We start from the raw sequence: 16,489 nt of genomic DNA on the forward strand, positions 1-16,489 counted from the left end.
GGACGGCGCTAGTGCGCTCCGGTGACTGAGAAGCCGAACAAGCATGATTGGGAAGCGCTCGCGGCGAAGGAAGCGCGGGGCAAGGACCTGACGGTTGAAACCGTCGAAGGCATCCGGCTGAGCAACGTCTACGGCCCGGAGGACACGGCCGGCATCGACAGCGGCTACCCCGGCGTCGCGCCGTTCACGCGCGGACCCTATGCTACCATGTATGCCGGGCGGCCTTGGACGATCCGGCAATACGCGGGCTTCTCGACCGCCGAGGAATCGAACGCTTTCTATCGCCGGAACCTGGCCGCCGGACAGAAGGGCCTGAGCGTAGCCTTCGACCTTGCGACCCACCGCGGCTACGACAGCGACAATCCGCGCGTGGCCGGCGATGTCGGCATGGCGGGCGTCGCGATCGACAGCGTTGAGGACATGAAGCTGCTGTTTGACGGCATCCCGCTCGGCGAGATGTCGGTCAGCATGACGATGAACGGCGCGGTGCTTCCCGTCATGGCCTTCTTCATCGTCGCCGGCGAAGAGCAGGGGGTCCCGCACGCACAGCTCACCGGCACGATCCAGAACGACATTTTGAAAGAGTTCGCGGTCCGCAACACCTACATCTACCCGCCCGAGCCGAGCATGCGGATCGTCAGCGACATCATCGCTTTCACGAACCGCGAAATGCCGAAGTTCAACTCGATCTCGATCAGCGGCTACCACATGCACGAGGCCGGGGCGACGGCGGTCCAGGAACTCGCCTACACGCTCGCCGACGGCATGGAATATGTCCGTGCCGCGATGCGCCAAGGGCTTGAGATCGACGCTTTCGCCGGCCGCCTCAGCTTCTTCTGGGGCATCGGCATGAACCTGTTCATGGAGGTCGCGAAGCTGCGCGCCGGGCGCACCTTGTGGCACCGGATCATGACCGATCTCGGCGCCCAGAAGGACGAGTCCAAGCGGCTGCGCACGCACTGCCAGACCAGCGGCGTAAGCCTGACCGAACAGGACCCGTACAACAACATCATCCGCACCACGATCGAGGCGCTGGCGGCGGTGCTCGGCGGCACGCAGTCGCTGCACACCAACAGCTTCGACGAAGCGATCGCGCTGCCGACCGATTTCAGCGCGAGGATTGCCCGCAACACGCAGCTGATTCTGGCCGAGGAGAGCGGCGTCACCGCGGTCGCCGATCCGCTCGGCGGCAGCTGGTACGTCGAGGCGCTGACTCGCGAGCTGGAGGAGAAGGCCTGGGCGCTGATGGAGGAAGTCGAGGCGCACGGCGGCATGACCAAGGCGGTTGCCGAAGGCCTGCCCAAGCACCGGATCGAGGAAGCGGCAGCGGCGCGCGCGGCCAAGGTCGATACCGGCGAAACGACGATCGTCGGCGTCAATCGTTACCGGCTGGAGAATGAAGCCGAGCTGGACATTCTGGAGGTGGACAATGCGAAGGTCCGCGCCGGGCAAATCGAGCGCATCGATCGGGTGCGATCGAGCCGCGATGATGCGAAGGTCCGCGCTGCGCTCGATGCGCTGGAGGCGGGTGCCCGCGGCGATGCCAATTTGCTCGCTTTGAGCGTGGAAGCGGCGCGGGTCCGAGCAACCCTCGGCGAGATTTCGGACGCGCTCGAACGCCCGTTCGGGCGCTATGGCACCAAGCCGGACCCGGTGCGCGGCATCTACGGCAGCGCACGTAAGGACGGACGCTGGAAAGCCGCCGAGGAAGGCACGCGCTCGGTTGCCGACCGGCTGGGCCGCAAGCCGCGGATTATGGTCGCGAAGATGGGCCAGGACGGCCACGACCGCGGCGCCAACCTGGTCTCCTCGGCCTTCACCGATCTCGGCTTCGACGTGATCCCCGGCCCTCTGTTCCAGACCCCGCGAGAGACGGCGCAAATGGCGATCGACAGCGACGTCGACGTGGTCGGCGCCAGCTCGCTCGCGGCCGGTCACCGCACGCTGATTCCGGAAATGATCGAGGCGCTGAAGGACATGGGCCGCGCGGACATTAAGGTAGTCGCTGGTGGCGTCATCCCCGCGCAGGATTACGCGATGCTCCGCGCCGCCGGTGTGCAGGCGATCTTCGGCCCCGGTACCAACCTCGCCGATGCCGCTGACGAAGTGCTGCGCCTGCTCGGGCAGAATCGGCCGCCGCTCGATGAGGCGGCGGAGTGAAGCTTCGGCAGTTCGCAATCTTGGCTGTTTGGACTGTGATCGTGCTCATTGCTGTCGGCGCGCTGTTGTTTCTCTTCACATTCGGCGATTGCTTCGACAACGAGGCATGCAGGAGCACCATCAACCGAAATTTCGTGATGATCGCGTCCACTGGATACGTTGTTTATTGGGCTGGGTTCATCGCGCTCATCCGTAGGTGGAATCGGTAGTGTTCAAGAAAATCCTGATCGCCAACCGCGGGGAGATCGCGTGCCGGGTGATCCGCACGGCGCGGCGCATGGGCATCAAGACAGTCGCGGTCTATTCGGACGCCGACGCGCGCGCGCCGCATGTGCGGATGGCGGACGAGGCGGTTCGGCTCGGGCCGCCGCCGGCGTCCGAATCCTATCTCAAGGCCGAGCTGATCATCGACGCGTGCAAGGCGACCGGGGCAGAGGCGGTGCACCCGGGCTATGGTTTCCTCTCGGAGCGAACGACCTTCGCACAGGCGCTGGCGGAGGCGGGGATCGCCTTCATCGGCCCGCCGCCGAATGCAATCGCGGCGATGGGCGACAAGATTGAATCCAAGAAGCTTGCCCGTGACGCCGGCGTGAACATCGTCCCCGGCTATCTCGGCGACATCGCGACGACGGACGAGGCGGTGAAGATCGCCGGAGACATCGGCTATCCGGTGATGATGAAGGCCTCGGCCGGCGGCGGCGGCAAGGGCATGCGACTGGCCTGGTCTGAGGCCGACGTTCGCGAGGGCTTCGAAGCCACGAAGCGCGAGGGGCTGAGCAGCTTCGGCGACGATCGCGTCTTTATCGAGAAGTTCATCGAGCAGCCGCGGCACATCGAGATCCAGCTACTCGGCGATCAGCATGGGAACATCGTCTACCTCAACGAACGCGAATGCTCGATCCAGCGCCGCCACCAGAAGGTCGTCGAGGAAGCGCCCTCGCCTTTCGTCACGCCCGAGATGCGCAAGGCGATGGGTGAACAGGCGGTCGCGCTGGCGCGGGCGGTCGGATATTATTCGGCCGGGACAGTCGAGCTGATCGTCTCCGGCGCAGACCCGACCGGCAAGAGCTTCTACTTCCTCGAGATGAACACGAGGCTGCAGGTGGAGCATCCGGTGACCGAGGAGATCACCGGGCTGGACCTGGTCGAGCAGATGATCCGCGTGGCGGCGGGCGAGAAGCTGGCGTTCACGCAGGAGGAGGTGAAGCTCAACGGCTGGTCCGTCGAGACGCGTGTCTATGCCGAGGACCCGTACCGCGGCTTCCTGCCGAGCACGGGCCGGCTGGTGCGCTATTCTCCTTCGAAGCCGCGCCGGGAAAAAGACGAGGTCGTGCGGGTCGATGACGGCGTCACCGACGGCGGCGAAGTCAGCATGTTCTACGACCCGATGATCGCCAAGCTGGTGACCTGGGCGCCGACACGGATCGGAGCGATCGACGCCCAGGTCGAAGCGCTCGACCAGTTCGTCATCGACGGCATCAGCGACAATGTCGATTTCCTGTCCGCGCTGATGCAGCACCCGCGCTTCCGCTCGGGCGAGATCACGACCGGCTTCATCGCCGAGGAATATCCGGAAGGTTTCGCGGGCGCGCCGGCCGACGCGCAGCTGACCAGCGACCTCGCGGGGATCGCAGCGATGGTCGCCGTTATCAGCGACGAGCGCGCGGCAGAGATCAGCGACCAGCTGGGACCGCCGCCGCACCAGCCGTGCGAGCGCGTGGTGCGGCTTGGCGGCGCCGAACATCGCGTGCGGATCAAGCCTTACAAGGGCGGCACGCTAGCGGTGCTCGACGGTCAGGGGCCAATCGACATCGTCGGGCGCTGGACGCCGGGACAGCGGCTGCTGACGGTGGATGTCGATGGCCGACGCCGCATCGTCCAGGTGCGCCGCGCCGGTCGCGGCTGGGAGCTTCAGACGCGTGGCGCCAGCCACAAGGTGCAGGTGTTGCTGCCGCATGTCGCCGAGTTGTCGAAGCACATGATCGACAAGCCCGCGCCCGATCTGTCGCGGCTGCTGCTCGCGCCGATGCCGGGGCTTTTGACGAAGCTGGACGTCGCGGTCGGGGAAAAGGTGGAGCCCGGTCAGCCGGTCGCGGTGATGGAAGCGATGAAGATGGAAAATATCCTTCGCGCGCCCAAGGCGGCGACCGTCAAGGCGACTCCCGCCAAGGCCGGCGACAGCCTCGCGGTCGATCAAATCATCGTGGAGTTTGAGTAGTCGCTTCTAGCGCGGCCAGAACCCAGTTCGCTCGGCGTCGAACGTCGGCATCTTCATCTGCTTCGGAAGCTCGAAGCTTGTCTCTGAATTGCTGATGGTTGACAGCTGTTGCAGCTCGACAGTAGCGACGGAACTCTCGGCGGTCGGGTTTTTGAACCACGTTGATGATAATCGCTTGCAGCCGCTCAATCTCACGTCGGTCTAAGGGGCGCTTCTTGACCTCCGCGAGAAGCGTTTCCTTCATGTAGCCGGATCGAAAGAAAACCGGGTCAGCTTCCAAAAAATCTAGGATGTCGGTCGTGTCCACGTCCGAGGCTGGAAGCGCTCCCTGCTCAAGCAGACGTAGGTCTTCGGGATACACATGCGGGTACGCTTCCTCGAATGCTTTTATGGCTTTGAGCCAACGCTGCGTTCTTGGATCGCTCTCATCATTTCGATTCACGACCTCTTCGAAGGCGGCATGAATCTCCGCCTGAGCCGCATTCACAGACCGTGCACGGTCTGAGTAGCCAAAGTCACGCATTCAGCACCGTTAGCGGCCGAAGGTTAGCGACCTCTCAACTCACTCCGCCTGAGCTTGCCCGTCGCGGTTTTCGGGAGCGCGTCGACGAACTCGATCTCCCGCGGATATTTGTAGGGGGCGATCCGCTCCTTGACGAAGCCCTGCAGCTTCTCCCGCAGCTCGTCTGACGGCTCGGCGAAATCGGCGAGCACCACGAACGCCTTCACTTTCTGCCCGCGCTCGGGGCAGCGCACGCCGATCACCGCGCATTCGGCGACCGCGGGATGGCCAAGCAAAGCATTTTCCACTTCGGGAGCGCCGATATTGTAGCCCGAGCTGACGATCATGTCGTCGCTCCGCGCGAGGTACCAGTAATAGCCGTCGGCGTCCTTGCGGTAGGTGTCGCCGGTGACGTTCCAGCCGTTTTGCACATAGTCGCGCTGCCGCTCGTCATCGAGGTAGCGGCAGCCGGTCGGGCCCTTGATCGCCAGCCCGCCGATACCCTCGTCCAGCGGTTCCCCGAAGTCGTCGAGCACGGCGGCCTCGTATCCGGGCACTGCCTTGCCGGTTGAGCCTGCGCGCACGTCATCGCCGGCAGCGGAGACGAAAATGTGCATCATCTCTGTCGACCCAATGCCGTCGGTAATCGCGATGCCGGTGCGCTCCTGCCACGCCCGCCAGGTCGCCTCCGGCAAATGCTCGCCAGCGGAGATGCAGTAGCCCAGGGTCTTGAGAGCCGCCTCAAGACTCGGCTGCGAGAGCATCGCCTTATAGGCAGTGGGCGCGGTGCCGATGTGGGTGACGCCGTGCTTGACGATGGCATCGAGCATTGCCGACGGGCTCGCCTGCTCGATGGTCGCGGCCGCCGCCCCTAAGCGGAGCGGGAACAGCAGCGTGATGCCGAGGCCGAAGGTGAAGGCCATCGGCGCGCTCGTCATGAACACGTCACCGGCCTTGGGTCCGACGAGATGCTTCGCGAACGTGTCGCACGGGGCAAGGATGTCGCGGTGGAATTGGACGCAGCCTTTCGGCACGCCGGTCGTGCCGCTGGTGAAAGCGATAATGCAGGGATCGTCGCGGCCCGTGTCGGCGGGCGGCAGCGGGTCCAGCGAGGCGCAGCGCGTCTCAAGCTCGCCGCGGCCGTAATCGCCGTCATATCTGATGATGTGCCTGACGCTGTGCGTCTGCTCGACCGCCTGCCGGAAGTCGCCGATGTAGCGGCTGTCAACGATCGCGTGCGATATGGCCGCGCGCTCGATCACCGTCGCGATCTCGCCCGGGCGCAGCAACGGCATGGTCGCGACCACGACCCCTCCGGCCTTGAGCACTCCGAGCCACGCGGCAAACATCGTGTAGCAGTTCGGACCGCGCAGCAGCACGCGATTTCCAGCAATCAGTTCGTGTTCGTCAACGAGGAGCCGTGCGATGCGGCCGCTGAAGTAGTCGAGGTCGGCGTACGTCCAGCGGCCGTGGTCGTTGAGGATCGCGAGCGCGTCCGGCGCGCCGCCTTTCAGCAGTTCAGCAGCGGCGTTCAGCCGTTCAGGATATTGCAGTTCCGGCAGGTCGAAGGCGAACTCCGGCAGGAGGTCCGGCGGCGGTAGGCGCTCCTCGACGAACGTGTCCCGCATCAATCGGGAACAACGGCCGTGGTTTCGATTTCGACCTTCGCTGCGGCTTCCACGAGGCCCTTCACTTCAACGAGAGCCATCGCCGGGTAGTTCGGACCAACGATCTTGCGCCAGGCGGCGCCGATGTCGCGGACTGAGCGCAGGTAATCTTCGCGGTCCGTGACGTAGCAGGTCATGCGCACGATGTGCTGCGGACCGGCGCCGTCGCAGGCCAGGATCTCTAGCGTGTTCGTCAGCGCCTGCGCGAATTGCCCGGCCAGCGTGTCGGAGGTAAACGTCTCGGTCTCATTCCAGCCGACCACGCCGGCAGTGAAGACCGTGCGTCCGCGGGCGCTGATGCCGTTGGAATACCCTTTCGGGCGCGGCCAGCCCGGCGGCTGGAGCACCTTCATTCGCCTGACGCCTTGAGCAGGTGGCGGCCGATGATCTGCCGCTGCACTTCGCTCGCGCCTTCGTAAATTCGCAAGGATCGGATGTCCCGGTACAGTTCCTCGACCTTGACCCCGCGAGTGACGCCGGCGCCGCCGTGCATCTGGACGGCCATGTCGATGACCTGCTGCGCTGATTCGGTCGCGTGGAGCTTGGCCATGGCCGCCGCGCGCCGGTTGTCGATGCCGCCGACGTCCTGCTGCCAAGCCGCGCGCGCGACAAGCAGCGCCGATGCATCGTTGAGCAAGGCCATGTCGGCCAGCTTCTGCTGCGTTACGGCGTTTTCCGCGAGTGTTCCGCTGCCGAGGCGGCGGTTGGTTGCGAAGCGCAGTGCTTCATCGAGCGCGCGCCTTGCGAAGCCGAGGGCGGCAGCGCCTACCGTGACGCGGAACAGGTTCAGCGTTTCCATGCCGATCCGGAAGCCTTCGCCGGGCTCGCCGATGATTGCATCGGCGGGAATGCGGACATTGTCGTAGGTCAAGCGCGCTAGCGGATGCGGCGCGATCACGTCGATGCGCTCGGCGATGCTGAGCCCCGGCGCGTCAGCGGGAACGATGAAGGCGGACAGCCCCCGTGAGCCCTCGGCCTCGCCGGTACGGGCGAAGGTCAGGTAGAAGTCAGCAATGCCGCCGTTCGAGATGTAGGTCTTCTCGCCGACCAGCACCCATGAACCGCCGTCCTGCATCGCCGACGTGGCAATATTCGCAGCGTCGGAGCCGCATTCGGGCTCCGTCATCGCGAAGGCGGCGATAGCGTCGCCTGCGGCGACTTTCGGCAACCAGGCGCGCTTCTGCTCGAGCGTTCCGAACAGCGAGATCGCGCCGGAGCCGAGGCCCTGCATGGCAAACGCAAAATCGCAAAGTGCGCTGTGGTAGGCTAGCGTCTCACGAGCGATGGCGAGGCTGCGCACGTCCGGCCTGTTCATGCCATCGGAGACGCAGAGCTTCAGGAACCCGGCAGCACCGAGTTCGCGCACGAGTGTGCGACATTCGCTGTCGAGGTCGTCGCCATAGCGGTCGTTGAGATTGTCTGCGGCCCAGTCCGCGACGTTCCGCGCCACTTCGCGGTGGCACTCCTCGAAGAAGGGCCAGGCGAGGTCAGTCACCGCGGAACTCCGGGATCCGCCTGGCCGCGAACGCCTCGTACGCTCGCCTGAAATCGTTGGTCTGCATGCACCGCGCCTGCACATGCGCTTCCAACTCCAGCGCTTCGTCGAGTGTCACATTTGCCTCGGCGTCCAGCTGCGCCTTGGTGACCGCGTGGGCGAGGGTCGGCCCGCTTGCGAGCTGCCGTGCAAGCGTGTCCGCCTCGGCGGCGACGTCCTGGACCACGCGATTGTAGAACCCCCAGGCCAGACCCTCCTCGCTTGTCATGTCGCGGCCGGTGAACAGAAGCTCGCTGGCGCGACCGAGCCCGATCTGCCGCGGCAGTAGCGCACAGGCGCCCATGTCCGCACCGGAGAGGCCGACACGGGTGAACAGGAAGGCGGTCCGGCTGCCGGATTCCGTGAAGCGGATGTCGCTGGCCATCGCCAGGATCGCGCCGGCACCGGCGCACACACCCTCGACTGCGGCAACGATCGGCTGCGGACAGGAGCGCATCGCACGAACCAGGTCGCCGGTCATCCGCGTGAAGGCGAGCAGGCCGTCTTCGTCCATCCGGGTAAGCGGGCCAATGATTTCGTGCACGTCGCCGCCGGAGCAGAAATTTCCGCCGGCGCCGCGCAGGACGACAACTTTCACCTGTCGCGCGTCGCTCAGCGCGCGGAAGGTTTGCCGGAGTTCGTCGTAGCTCTCGAAGGTCAGGGGGTTCTTCCGCTCGGGCCGATTAAGCGTGATGGTCGCGACGCCTCCGTCGAAGCTCCAGAGGAAGTGCGCCGGCGCGAAAGTCTCCGGGTCGAAGCTCATGCGCTGGTGCCGCCATCGATAGTGATCGCGGCGCCGTTCACGTCCTGACTTTCGGGCAAGCACAAGGTCGTGATCATCGTTGCGACTGACGCGGGTTGCACCAGGCGGCCGCTGGCATTCATCGCAGTGATTGCGGCGAGCGCCTGCTCCTCTGTGCGTCCGGTCTTGTGCATGACCCGCGCGGCGGACTGCTGGGTCATCGGGGTGTCGACATATCCCGGGCACACGGCGTTCACGGTCAGCTTGGTCTTGGCATATTCCGCCGCCAGCGAGCGCATCAGCCCGATGAGCCCGTGCTTGGACGCCGCATAATGGGCGGCATAGGGCACACCGCGAAGGCCGGCGACCGAGGCCACGAAAACGATGCGGCCATTCTCGCTTTGCAGAAGGTCGGCAATCGCAGCCTGGGCACAATCGAATGCGGCGGTGAGGTTGATCGCGATAATCCGCTGCCAGCTTTCACGACTCACTTTCGCGAATGGCGCGCTGTCGGCGATGCCGGCGTTGACGATCAGCAGGTCGATGGGGCCGGTCGCCGCGCGAGCTTCGTCAAAGGCGTGGGTGATCCCCTCCAGACCGCCGACGTCGCAACCGATTGCAGTGCCGCCTATTTCGGCGACCACAGACTGCAGTGGCTCGAGGCGGCGACCCAGGAGCGACAGCTTCGCTCCTTCTGCGGCGAGTTGCTCGGCAGCGGCAGCCCCAATGCCTGTGCCGCCGCCGGTAATCAGCGCGTGCCGACCTGCGAGCCTGCTCCCCATTTCTCCAGCTTGGCCCAAGCCCACGGAGGTGGCAAGGCGGCCGGATGAAGGTTGCAGTGCTTGAAGCAGGCGTTCCTCCGGCGCCGCTTGCCGACGAGTTCGGTTCCTATCCAGACATGTTCGCAGAGCTCCTTGGTGGGGGCTTCGAGCTCGAGAGTTTCGACGTGCAGGCCGGGCGCTTCCCGGATCCCGGCGCGCATGACGCCTATCTAGTCACCGGGTCCCCCGCCGGCGTCTACGACCCGCTGCCGTGGATCGAACCGCTGCAGGAGTTCATCCGCGGCGCGGCGAACGCGAAGCTGGTCGGTGTCTGCTTCGGGCACCAGGTCATGGCCGAGGCGCTCGGCGGGCATGTCGAGAAATCGGAGAAGGGCTGGGGCGCCGGGTTGCACCGGTACGACATCGTCCACGCCGAGCGGTGGCTCGACGGCGAGCGGACGATCGCTATCCCGGCTTCGCATCAGGATCAGGTCGTGCGGCAGCCGCCGAACACACAGGTGGTTGCCAAGTCGGAGTTCACACCTATCGCGGCGCTCGCCTGGACCGATCGGCAGGCCATCAGCTTCCAATTCCATCCGGAATTCTCGCCTGCTTACGCGAGGGCGTTGATCGAGAAGCGGTACGACCGCGTGAATGATCCGATCGCGGCCCTAGCCTCCCTGGACGCGCCGAACGACAATGCTCGCGTCGGTGGTTGGATACGGCGCTTCCTGCAGGCATAGGCGGCGCGAAGATCTACGGAGACGAACAACCATGAAGACCCGCGCCGCAGTCGCCTTCGCAGCCAAGCAGCCGCTCGAAATTGTCGAGGTGGATCTGGAAGGCCCCAAGGCTGGCGAAGTGTTGGTCGAGATCATGGCTACCGGCATCTGCCACACTGACGCCTACACGCTCGACGGGCTCGACAGCGAAGGCCTGTTCCCGTCGATTCTCGGCCATGAGGGCGCCGGCATCGTCCGGGAAGTCGGCCCGGTCGTGACCAGCGTGAAGCCCGGCGACCACGTGATCCCGCTATACACGCCCGAGTGCCGCCAGTGTAAGTCGTGCCTCAGCGGCAAGACCAACCTGTGCACTGCCATCCGAGCCACCCAGGGCAAGGGCGTCATGCCCGATGGCACCAGCCGCTTCAGCTACAAGGGCGAGACGATCTTCCACTACATGGGCTGCTCGACATTTTCGAACTTCACTGTGCTGCCGGAGATCGCCGTGGCGAAGATCCGCGAGGACGCGCCGTTCCAGAGCAGCTGCTACATCGGCTGCGGTGTGACCACCGGCGTCGGCGCGGTAACTAACACGGCGAAAGTGCAGGCCGGCGACAATGTCGTTGTTTTCGGGCTGGGCGGCATCGGGCTCAACGTGATCCAGGGCGCAAAGCTGGTCGGTGCGAACAGGATTGTCGGCGTCGATATCAATCCGGCGCGCGAAGAGTGGGGCCGCAAGTTCGGCATGACGGACTTCCTCAACACGAAGGGTTTGAGCCGCGAGGACATCGTCGCGAAGATCGTCGAGATTACGGACGGCGGGGCCGACTATACGTTTGACGCGACCGGCAACACGGAGGTGATGCGAACCGCTCTGGAATGCTGCCACCGCGGCTGGGGGACGAGCATCATCATCGGCGTGGCCGAGGCGGGCAAGGAGATCGCGACGCGGCCCTTCCAACTGGTCACCGGGCGCAACTGGCGCGGGACGGCATTCGGGGGCGCGAAGGGCCGCACGGACGTGCCGAAGATCGTCGACTGGTACATGGACGGGAAGATCGCGATCGATCCCATGATCACCCACACGCTCAGCGTCGAGGACATCAACAAGGGCTTCGACCTGATGCACGCCGGCGAAAGCATCCGGGCTGTCGTCGTTTACTGAGGAGCGCAGAGCATGTTCAGTCACGTGATGGTCGGCTCGAACGACATCGAACGATCAAAGAGCTTCTACGATCGGCTTTTCGGGAAGGAAGGACTGACCGACGCGAGCGGAAGGCTCGCTTATCGGCGCAACGGTTCGATGTTCATGGTGAGCAGGCCAATCGACGGGCAGCCGGCGCACCATGCGAACGGGGGCACCATCGGCTTCAACTTCGACAGTCCGGAAGAAGTCGATGCCTGGCAGCGCACGGGCGTCGAAGCGGGGGGAAAGGCGATAGAGGATCCGCCCGGCTACCGCGACAGCGCGTTTGGCAAGCTCTACCTCGCCTATTTACGGGATCCGGACGGCAACAAGCTTTGCGGTCTGTACCGGCCCCCGCAATGACCATCGAGATCGTTTCGGAGAACAGGTCGCACGGCGGCCGCCAGCTTGTCGTGCGGCATCCTTCGAGCGCGACGCGCACCGATATGACGTTCTCGATCTTCCTGCCGCCGCAAGCCCAACAGGGTGGGAAGCTGCCGGTCGTCTGGTATCTGTCCGGGCTGACCTGCACGCACGCGAACGTGACGGACAAGGGCGAGTATCGCGCCACCTGCGCCGAACTCGGCCTGATCTTCGTCGCGCCGGACACGAGCCCGCGTGGCGAAGGAGTGCCGGACGCGGAGAGCTATGACTTCGGCCAGGGTGCCGGGTTCTACGTCGATGCGGCGGAGGAGCCGTGGGCGCGCAACTTCCGGATGTGGACCTATGTCACCGACGAACTGCCTTCACTCGTCGCTGCCGAGTTTCCGGTCGACCCTGCCAGGCAGGGAATCACGGGCCATTCCATGGGCGGCCACGGCGCATTGACTGTGGCGCTGCGCCATCCCGAGCGCTTCCGCAGCGTCTCGGCTTTCGCGCCGATCGGCGAACCCACACAGGTGCCGTGGGGCGAGAAGGCGCTTGCCGGCTATCTCGGTGACGACCGCGCAGTCTGGCGCAAGCACGACGCCGTTGCTTTGATCGAGGACGGTGCTCGCTTGCCGGAGCTGCTGGTCGACGTCGGCACAGCGGACCAGTTCCTCGAGCAGGAGCTTCGGCCGGAACTGCTGGAGCGCGCTTGCCATGATGCCGGGATCGCACTGACGCTGCGGCGCCAGCCCGGCTATGATCACAGCTATTACTTCATCTCGACGTTCATGGCCGATCATCTCCGATGGCACGCGGAGCGGCTCAGTTGAACTTGCTTCTCGACTGATTGGCAACGCGGCGCTGCCACAGCACCAGCAGCGGAACGACGATCAGCTCCATAACCAGTGCGTAACGGTGAGCGCCTGCGGGGAAGCCGTCGATGAACCCTGAGAGCAGGCGGCCTGCACCGCCGACCATGACGATTCCGCCGAGCACTCCGAACAGCAGCTTATGGCGCTCGATCGTTGGGATCAGGGCGGCGAAGGCCAGGCCTATTCCGAGCAGCAGGCCGGAGAGATAGCGGAAGTGGCTGTTGAGGTCTGGAGTTGCCGCCGAAACCCCATGGATCATCTGCCCACCGGACCAGACGCCATCTGCGCCGGCAAGAAGAGGCACCAGGGCCGCTAGGGCGACGACGCACTGAAGCGCGCGACGCTCGGCGGACCCGGCGCGCGTCACGCTGGACGGAACAGCAGGGCGAGCCCGTTCATGCAGTAGCGCTGGCCGGTCGGCTTCGGGCCGTCGTCGAAGACGTGGCCCAAGTGGCTGCCGCAGCGGGCGCACACGACTTCCGTACGCTCGAACATGAGGCTGCGGTCGGAGCGCGTGCGGACCGCGTTTGGCAGCGGCTTCCAGAAACTTGGCCAGCCGGTCCCGCTCTCGAACTTGGTTGCGGAGCTGAACAGCGGCAGCTGGCACCCCGCACAGACGAAGGCGCCCCGGCGATGCTCCTTGAGCAGGGGGCTGGTGAACGGCCGTTCGGTCGACGCTTGACGAAGCACCGCGTAGCGGCGCGGCTCGAGAATGCGATGCCAGTCCGCGTCCGAGTGCGTCACCGCGAAAGCAGCGGCTGTCCCGCGACCAGGGCGAATGACGACGGCGACGCCAATCGCCGCCGCAGTGCCGGCCATGAAAGCGCGTCGATTGAAAGCATCACGCATACAAGCGTCTCCCGTGTGACCCCGAAGATACGGGCGGCACGCTCACGCAGATGCATCACGCACCCTTAAGCGCGCCTGACGCAATAATCGGGCCGGTCGGGCCGCCCGTCGGAGAGCCGCCCAACGGCTCGACCGTGACGGCGATGGTCGCGCCTGCCCGCATCAGCTCAATTGCGCTCGCCGGCAATCGGATCAGGGCGTCTTCCGTTTTCGGCATCACTCCCAGTGAGCGCGGCTTGCCGCCCGCGGGTATGACCCACAATTCATGCGATCGCGCCGGCTGCTCCGGCATCCCGGCAGCAGATGCAAGCAACAGCTGCCCTCGCTGCGGATCCCAGCTGGCGACCACCGCAACCTGCTTGTCGTCGGCCAGCCGGGCCACCATCGGCGTCGATGCAGGCCGCTGCGATGGGACAGGCACGGGCGAGCGGAACATGACGAACAGGGCAAGGGATGCCGCCAGCGCAGTCATGACGCCCGACACGCTGCGCCACACCGCAACTTTGCGGCGGAGTACGTGGACGTTGCTCGATTCGCCAATCGTACCAGTTGCTCGCTGGATCTGCGCCCAGACGCTCGCGGGAGGCGAGATCGGCGCTATGTCGTCGAGGAGGGGCGCCATTGAACCGCTCCACCGGGCAACATCTTCGCGGAAGCGGGGATCGGACGCTGCATGCTCGCGGGCTCGCGCGAGCTCCGGCCCCTCGAGGACGCCAAGCGCCAGTTCAGCCGCAAGCGCCGACCGTTCTTCAGACGAGGTGCGGTCGTCAGTCATCGATCCAGGCACCCGCGCAAGCGCTGCAAGCCGCGACGGACCCAGCTCTTCATCGTCCCAAGCGGCACACCTTCGCGCTCGGCAAGTTCCGGATAGCTCGCCCCGTCGAGGAAGGCCGACCGGATGGCGGCCTGCGAGCGTTCTTCAAGTTCGTCCAGGCAACCGGCGAGCCGGGAACGGTCCTGTTCCCGTTCGACGATTTCGAACGCCGATGGAGCGTCGTCCTCGACGTCGCCGGCAGCTCCGAGGTCCTGAGTAGGAGCTGTTCTCTGGCGCAAGCGGTCGATGGCCTTGTTGCGGGCAAGAACGGCAAGCCAGGTGATTGGGCTAGCCCTCGCCGCGTCGTACCGTTCGGCTTTCTGCCACACCTTGATGTAAGTTTCCTGGAGGACGTCCTGCGCTTCCGGCTCGTTACCCATCAACCTCAGGCAGATGCCGTAAAGCTTGGCCGACGTTCGGTCATACAAGATCGCGAACGCCTGCGGGTCGCCTGCCGCGGATGCATGCATCAACGCCACCAGGTCGCCATCGCTCGCCGGCACTCGTCTCGCGTCGGCGTCCATGGCTCCAGTCATGGCTGATCGCCGATGGCAGCGGAAGCGCAAAGTGGCGGAAGAAGCGCATGGGCAAAGGGGACCACGTGCACTCCTCCCGCCTGCACGCCCGGCGGGCACAAGCCGGGCGGCGACATCGTCACGGCATCAGCACGCGGTCGACGACATGAATGACGCCGTTCGACTGCATCACATTGGGGATGGTGATGGTGGCCTTGCCGCCCTTCGCGTCAACGACAGTCCACGCGCTGCCGCTCTTGCGAAACATCAGCTTCTCGCCAGCGACGGTGGTGAGGCTGGCCGTGCCGTGATGACGCGCCGCGAGAGCGGCGATCTGACCGGCGGTGTAGCGGCCCGGGACGACATGGTAGGTCAGGACCTTGGTAAGGGTATCCTTGTTCTCGGGCTTGAGCAGCGTGTCCACCGTTCCGGCCGGCAGGCGGGCGAAGGCAGCGTTGGTCGGCGCGAAGACGGTGAATGGGCCCTTGCCGGAAAGCGTTTCGACCAGCCCGGCTGCTTTGACGGCCGCGACGAGCGTCGTGTGATCCTTCGAGTTGATTGCATTATCGACGATGGTGCGCGTCGGGTACATCGCGGCGCCGCCGACCATCGGATTGCGAGCCGATGCGGCAGACGCGAGGGCAAGCGCTGCGCCGCAGCCGATTGCGAGTGGACGAAAGAATTTGGACATTGGATGCTCCTGTTTCGCGGTTGAGTTCCGGGAAGAGATACGGAAGCGGCAACCACGCGGACGCAGCCATGCGCCCAGTCTGCCACCAATCACGCGACGGGCTTTGGTCCAGCTATGACGTCACCCGGATAAATGCGTCCGTGGGCAGTCGCGGTCCGTAACTGTTGGACCCGATCCAACAGGAGGACGACATGCAACAGGGCAGATTCAATCAGTCGCGGTTAGCAGCCATTGCGATCGCCGGAGCCGCTTTGGCGGCGCGGCCGATCGCTTCACATGCGCAAGATCACTCGACCATCATCGGCCGCGCCGATCTGAAACGGCTGAACGGAAGCACGGCCCGGGGGCAGGCCGAGCTTCGGCTGTCGGCCGACGGGCACACGCTTACGGTGCTGATCCAGGCGAGTGGCCTTGAACCGGGCGGCATTCACTTGAGCCACATCCACGGGCTCAGCCAAAATGGTCAGTCAGTCGACTCCACCTGCCCGACCACGGCGCAGGACACTGACGGCGACCGCTACGTCGAGCTTGCGGAAGGCGCGGTGAAGTACGGACCGATTCTGGTCGACTTCATGAACGTCGATCCGGACACGGACGGACGCGTCCAGTTCCGGAAGGAGTTCGACATCAGCGGCACACAGTCTGCGCTGCCGCTGCAGATGCGCCACGTCGTCATCCATGGAATGACAGTTTCGGGAGCAGGCGCTGGAACGCCGGGCGAGGTCGACGGCACGTCGGGATACAAGACGGTGCTTCCGGTTCTGTGCGGCGAGATCCGCGTCAACGGCAACGCCGGCCCGTTGCAGTTCCGCAAAGTCAAATAGGCAAAGACCGCGCGCGCATGTCACTGGGATATTCGCGCGTGGATTTGGTTCAAGCCTGACCCG

Annotated in this window: 18 protein-coding genes; 7 read left to right on the top strand and 11 right to left on the bottom strand. The window is 65.2% G+C overall.

The window, feature by feature from the left end:
• Positions 1-21: 21 nt before the first annotated feature.
• Complete coding sequence (gene scpA / locus ACUXST_RS10040; protein ID WP_458389835.1) at positions 22-2,160, top strand: methylmalonyl-CoA mutase; 2,139 nt, start codon at positions 22-24, stop codon at positions 2,158-2,160.
• A gap of 208 nt (positions 2,161-2,368) precedes the next feature.
• Positions 2,369-4,378, top strand: a complete 2,010-nt coding sequence (locus ACUXST_RS10045; protein ID WP_458389836.1) for an ATP-binding protein — start codon at positions 2,369-2,371, stop codon at positions 4,376-4,378.
• Here ACUXST_RS10045 and ACUXST_RS10050 read toward each other — a convergent pair.
• Genes ACUXST_RS10050 through ACUXST_RS10075 form a run of 6 tightly spaced genes read right to left on the bottom strand, consistent with a single transcriptional unit; the run spans position 4,359 to position 9,605 of the window.
• Positions 4,359-4,901 carry a hypothetical protein gene (locus ACUXST_RS10050; RefSeq protein WP_458389837.1) on the bottom strand — a complete coding sequence of 181 codons (543 nt, stop codon included), beginning with the start codon at positions 4,899-4,901 and terminating at the stop codon, positions 4,359-4,361. The two genes, ACUXST_RS10045 and ACUXST_RS10050, sit on opposite strands and share 20 nt — an antisense overlap.
• Before the next feature lie 23 nt (positions 4,902-4,924).
• The gene (locus ACUXST_RS10055) at positions 4,925-6,508 is read right to left on the bottom strand and encodes an AMP-binding protein (protein WP_458389838.1); all 1,584 of its coding nucleotides are present in this window, start codon (positions 6,506-6,508) and stop codon (positions 4,925-4,927) included.
• On the bottom strand, positions 6,508-6,900 hold the full coding sequence (locus tag ACUXST_RS10060; RefSeq protein ID WP_458389839.1) for a RidA family protein: 393 nt from the start codon (positions 6,898-6,900) through the stop codon (positions 6,508-6,510). Before ACUXST_RS10060 ends, ACUXST_RS10055 begins: the two co-directional genes overlap by 1 nt.
• Positions 6,897-8,042 (bottom strand): acyl-CoA dehydrogenase family protein, encoded by a 1,146-nt coding sequence (locus ACUXST_RS10065; protein WP_458389840.1) that lies wholly within the window; start codon positions 8,040-8,042, stop codon positions 6,897-6,899. Before ACUXST_RS10065 ends, ACUXST_RS10060 begins: the two co-directional genes overlap by 4 nt.
• On the bottom strand, positions 8,035-8,844 hold the full coding sequence (locus ACUXST_RS10070; protein ID WP_458389841.1) for an enoyl-CoA hydratase family protein: 810 nt from the start codon (positions 8,842-8,844) through the stop codon (positions 8,035-8,037). The genes ACUXST_RS10065 and ACUXST_RS10070 overlap by 8 nt, the downstream gene beginning before the upstream one ends.
• Complete coding sequence (locus tag ACUXST_RS10075) at positions 8,841-9,605, bottom strand: SDR family NAD(P)-dependent oxidoreductase (RefSeq protein ID WP_458389842.1); 765 nt, start codon at positions 9,603-9,605, stop codon at positions 8,841-8,843. Before ACUXST_RS10075 ends, ACUXST_RS10070 begins: the two co-directional genes overlap by 4 nt.
• 44 nt (positions 9,606-9,649) lie before the next feature.
• Between ACUXST_RS10075 and ACUXST_RS10080 the strand changes: the two genes are divergently transcribed.
• The 4 genes from ACUXST_RS10080 to fghA are packed head-to-tail and all read left to right on the top strand — an operon-like array spanning position 9,650 to position 12,691.
• The gene (locus ACUXST_RS10080; RefSeq protein ID WP_458389843.1) at positions 9,650-10,327 is read left to right on the top strand and encodes a glutamine amidotransferase-related protein; all 678 of its coding nucleotides are present in this window, start codon (positions 9,650-9,652) and stop codon (positions 10,325-10,327) included.
• A gap of 31 nt (positions 10,328-10,358) precedes the next feature.
• Positions 10,359-11,471, top strand: coding sequence for an S-(hydroxymethyl)glutathione dehydrogenase/class III alcohol dehydrogenase (locus tag ACUXST_RS10085; protein ID WP_458389844.1), 1,113 nt, complete (start codon positions 10,359-10,361; stop codon positions 11,469-11,471).
• Between the two features lie 12 nt (positions 11,472-11,483).
• The gene (locus ACUXST_RS10090) at positions 11,484-11,855 is read left to right on the top strand and encodes a VOC family protein (protein ID WP_458389845.1); all 372 of its coding nucleotides are present in this window, start codon (positions 11,484-11,486) and stop codon (positions 11,853-11,855) included.
• Positions 11,852-12,691: an S-formylglutathione hydrolase gene (fghA, locus tag ACUXST_RS10095; RefSeq protein WP_458389846.1), complete on the top strand. Its 840-nt coding sequence runs from the start codon at positions 11,852-11,854 to the stop codon at positions 12,689-12,691. The genes ACUXST_RS10090 and fghA overlap by 4 nt, the downstream gene beginning before the upstream one ends.
• Here fghA and ACUXST_RS10100 read toward each other — a convergent pair.
• From ACUXST_RS10100 to ACUXST_RS10120, 5 genes are all read right to left on the bottom strand, one after another.
• A complete protein-coding gene (locus tag ACUXST_RS10100) occupies positions 12,684-13,205 on the bottom strand; it encodes a DUF4345 domain-containing protein (protein WP_458389847.1) in 522 nt (173 codons plus the stop codon). The genes fghA and ACUXST_RS10100 overlap by 8 nt on opposite strands.
• Positions 13,097-13,582 carry a peptide-methionine (R)-S-oxide reductase MsrB gene (gene msrB / locus ACUXST_RS10105; RefSeq protein ID WP_458389848.1) on the bottom strand — a complete coding sequence of 162 codons (486 nt, stop codon included), beginning with the start codon at positions 13,580-13,582 and terminating at the stop codon, positions 13,097-13,099. Before msrB ends, ACUXST_RS10100 begins: the two co-directional genes overlap by 109 nt.
• 55 nt (positions 13,583-13,637) lie before the next feature.
• Positions 13,638-14,357 carry an anti-sigma factor gene (locus ACUXST_RS10110; RefSeq protein ID WP_458389849.1) on the bottom strand — a complete coding sequence of 240 codons (720 nt, stop codon included), beginning with the start codon at positions 14,355-14,357 and terminating at the stop codon, positions 13,638-13,640.
• The gene (locus ACUXST_RS10115; RefSeq protein ID WP_458389850.1) at positions 14,354-14,920 is read right to left on the bottom strand and encodes a sigma-70 family RNA polymerase sigma factor; all 567 of its coding nucleotides are present in this window, start codon (positions 14,918-14,920) and stop codon (positions 14,354-14,356) included. The genes ACUXST_RS10110 and ACUXST_RS10115 overlap by 4 nt, the downstream gene beginning before the upstream one ends.
• 130 nt (positions 14,921-15,050) lie before the next feature.
• Positions 15,051-15,602 carry a fasciclin domain-containing protein gene (locus ACUXST_RS10120; protein ID WP_458389851.1) on the bottom strand — a complete coding sequence of 184 codons (552 nt, stop codon included), beginning with the start codon at positions 15,600-15,602 and terminating at the stop codon, positions 15,051-15,053.
• 191 nt (positions 15,603-15,793) lie between these two features.
• Between ACUXST_RS10120 and ACUXST_RS10125 the strand changes: the two genes are divergently transcribed.
• Positions 15,794-16,426 (top strand): CHRD domain-containing protein, encoded by a 633-nt coding sequence (locus ACUXST_RS10125; protein ID WP_458389852.1) that lies wholly within the window; start codon positions 15,794-15,796, stop codon positions 16,424-16,426.
• The last annotated feature ends 63 nt before the right edge of the window (positions 16,427-16,489 follow it).

Source organism: Sphingomonas sp. F9_3S_D5_B_2 (assembly GCF_054263715.1).